This is a genomic window from Okeania sp. SIO3B5 (assembly GCF_010692555.1).
Lineage (GTDB): Bacteria > Cyanobacteriota > Cyanobacteriia > Cyanobacteriales > Microcoleaceae > Okeania.
In genome coordinates this window covers 1-3,414 of sequence record NZ_JAAHHG010000761.1, presented here as the reverse complement: position 1 = coordinate 3,414, position 3,414 = coordinate 1, and the positions used below count along the sequence as shown (strand labels likewise).

At 41.4% G+C, this 3,414-nt stretch carries 2 protein-coding genes and 1 pseudogene; all 3 read right to left on the bottom strand.

What is annotated here, in order from left to right; all coding sequences use genetic code 11:
• Nucleotides 1-193: 193 nt before the first annotated feature.
• Complete coding sequence (locus tag F6K54_RS42085) at nucleotides 194-532, bottom strand: RRXRR domain-containing protein (RefSeq protein ID WP_293090436.1); 339 nt, start codon at nucleotides 530-532, stop codon at nucleotides 194-196.
• A gap of 399 nt (nucleotides 533-931) precedes the next feature.
• The gene (locus F6K54_RS42080; RefSeq protein ID WP_293090435.1) at nucleotides 932-2,677 is read right to left on the bottom strand and encodes an FAD-dependent oxidoreductase; all 1,746 of its coding nucleotides are present in this window, start codon (nucleotides 2,675-2,677) and stop codon (nucleotides 932-934) included.
• 485 nt (nucleotides 2,678-3,162) lie between these two features.
• A pseudogene (locus F6K54_RS42075) lies at nucleotides 3,163-3,414 on the bottom strand (hypothetical protein); the annotation flags it as partial.

The window sequence follows — 3,414 nt, the reverse complement described above, 5'->3', positions numbered from 1 at the left end:
ACTCATTGATGCGCGAAAAGACTTAACTACCACAATTATATAGATCTCAAATGGGTTCTATAGGGGGTTTCACAAAGGTAGACGACAAAGCTGATGCTCCCATCCATCCCCCCATCCCCCCATCTCCCCATCTCCCCATCTCCCCATCTCCCCATCTCCCCATCTCCCCATCTCCCCATCTCCTCCTCTATTTTTAAATAGATCCGTTTAGGGGTTCTATAAGAGAAGGTGCTAACCAACCAGTGGGCTTCTTTTTGTTCGGGTTACCTGGTTTACGGTATCTGAGGTTTTTTGTCCTTCTAGCTCTCCGTCTGTGAGAACGCTTTTGTAGTTTTTCGGAAATTAATGAACCTCGATGTTGAATTAAGAGCATCCATATAACTTTGTTTCCTTCTAATAAAGCCATCCCTGTAAATTTTGAGCCTGGGTCAATTTTTAGAGTTAAAGCTGTAGAAACACCTTTAACAGCTTTTTTGAGAGTCAAAGTAAATGGAAAGCGTCGCCAGACAGCAGCTTTACCAGAATTTAACAACCTACGAGCAACAGAAGGTTTGCAAGGTTGTAATGGTTTTTTGTTTGTATCTAGTCGCGAAAACGTAATTAGTATTAGACATTGTGGTGTCTAGTCCTTTTCAGTAAAGTGTTCCTCGATTATGTTGACCAGGCTTTTCATGCTCTAAACACTATCGGTACAAAACCTACTTCCGATTGGCGCACTTTAACGCTGTCCTTAATTTAGAGCGACTAGCATATATGCTGGAGTTCACATATTGTGGTCGTGACCTGCCAACGTAGTCAGTTAAGACTTAATCTGCAACCTTTGAGAGACAACCTTAGAAATGTCGGCCGATTGGCTAGGTTTTTCAAAGGTGTTGATGTAAAACAATTTGATTTTTGACTGTCGTCCGTTAAGTTAACCCTTAGGCTAAAGTTATCGGACATAAGCAGGCAAAGTAGCCCAAAATGCACCTTCCACAGTCAAACGTGTATCTGGAAGCACGTCAATATCAGGAACGCTATACATTGGATCGCAGAGCTGACAGACTGCATTTAGAGCTGAAGCAACTGCACCCTCTTGCCAACCTGTTAGGTGAGAAAGCTGGTCGCCAACAATATAAAAATTTTGGTCGCCCTTAACCAAGGTGTTAAAGTGAGTTTCTTTATTCTCAACGGTACTCCATTGTGCCCATCCACCTTTTTGGTGAGGTATATTTTGCCAGGCAATAGCCAAACCATGCTTCAACCCATCAGCGAAGTCATTACCTCCAAGGTTTCGCGCTCCCTCCCTAGCTAATTCAAGGCGCTTCTCAGGTTCCAGATCGCCCCATTTTTGGGCAACAGCACTAAAATTGTAAGCTCCAGTAAGCACGCCTAACTCTGCGTGGTATTCCTCGGAAGGATACCAGATTTGAGCTATTTCATCGCTGCTCCAGGAGATACCCCCATAAATAGGAACATCACCAGCACCTTCTGCTTCTTGCCATAGACGACGTTCTGCCTGCCAACCAACTTTCGTTGTGTCTGCCAGAAACCTGCGACGGTATCCACCCTGCTCTTCTACTCCTACCTTTTGGGCTGTGTAAACTGCATCTAACGCGGCTTGAAAGCTCGGCGAAAAATGATTTTGCTGCAATACCCCTTCAAGTAGAGGCATGGGGACATTGCTCACGCAGTAATCTGCTTCTATTGTGTAGGTTCTTTCTTCTTGTTTATAAGAGATGGAATACTTTCCATTGTTATACTCAATCTGCTCGACTACAGCATTCAGTTGTAACTCACTCCTTGCGTCAGGTTCTAATTGTTCCTTGAAGGCATAGACAATTTTATCCATTCCTCCTACAGGTTGAAATAATGTAGGCTGCCATAGAAAGTCTATGGGTTGATAGAAACGTGTTTTGTCCCAAAACTGCGATCGCAAAAGTTCTTGGAGAGATTGAGGAATTGTAATTTCGCCTGGCTGAACCCCTGGTAAAACATTGTAACCTGCGCGATCGCTACCCTCATACATACCCTCTTCGTTTAGATTTCCAAACACTTGTAGAAACTGCTTGAATTTTTCGATATCCCCAGGAGACATATCGGAAAAATTATCAGGGTTTAAAAGTTGGTAAAGTTCTTGAGCCACCCAGCCTTGCATATTATAAGCTGGCTGACGGTAGGGCACTGATTGGTTTCCAAAATGGTTTTGTACGTATGTCAGGTTGGAATCGCTCGCCATCACATAGACTTCCATTGGCACCCCGAACTTTTTCATGTAGCCCAAAAGCAGCTTATGGGAGGAAGGAATTCGCCCAGGCCCGGCATTGAGGTAGGGAGGATAGGGTTCTCCGGGTTCACTCTCAAATTTGCACTTCTGAAAGCCATACTTATCCTCTTTAATAACATTTCCGGGACGAACGGTGAAGGAGCGCCCACCAATGCGATCATTAGCTTCCAGAATGACACAACGACTTAAATTAATATCTTCATTATTTAGCAGTTCGTAAGCGGATGTGAGACCCGCAACTCCAGCTCCAATAATGACTGCCGTTTTTCCTTGACCACAATTTTTATTTTCTGCCGGAACAATAACTTTCTTTCGGCACTTCTTGATATACTCTGAAATGGAACCCCTGCTGGGATCGATGGCAGCCCATTGAGGAAACTTGGATTTTGCTCTGTCTTTACTGATTACCATGTTTTCTGTTCCTTATAAACGATTGGTTTTTTTCTATAACTGTTACAATTTGAAATTCCCCGTTTCTATTTATTTGTGGCGTGTCGCCCCAGCAACTTCGAGCAAATAGGAAAGTTCAGATCTCACAGAGAAGCAAGCAAACTGAAAGATAGATAACGATTTTGGTAAATCTCTGTAGAGAAAGCAAAAAAACTACTCATACACCCATAGATTATAATGGTGTTTTTGGTGGACTTTAGGTTGCCACTGTTTTTTTTGCTTTCTAAATACTAGACGTTAATCGGTATGATTTTATGACTCTTTTTTACAAAAAGAAATAAATTGCCCGACTGACTTGCGCGTAGAGCTATAGAATAGAGGGCGATCGCTTTCTACTAACCTTAGTATTAAGCATAATATAGGGACGTTGTATGCATCGTCCTTACTCTAAATGTCTTCTTAATTTATTAATTTATAGATATGCAATTAAGAAGTAAATAAATTATTTATGTTGGTTCATCAAGAACTTTAAAATCTTTTAGTTCAAACCCTTTACCTTCACCATTCTCTAATTTATTTACTTGTACATCGTTCTTAACTACAGCTAAAACAGCAGGATAAATATATTGACAATTATAAGCATTTGGTCCGTGCTTGACTCCACCAAAATTATTCATAAAACCGTCTCCATAATATTTTGTGTTAGTGACAGATTCATTATGGTTAGCTATTAAATCTTTCTCTTTATTAGATGTAGA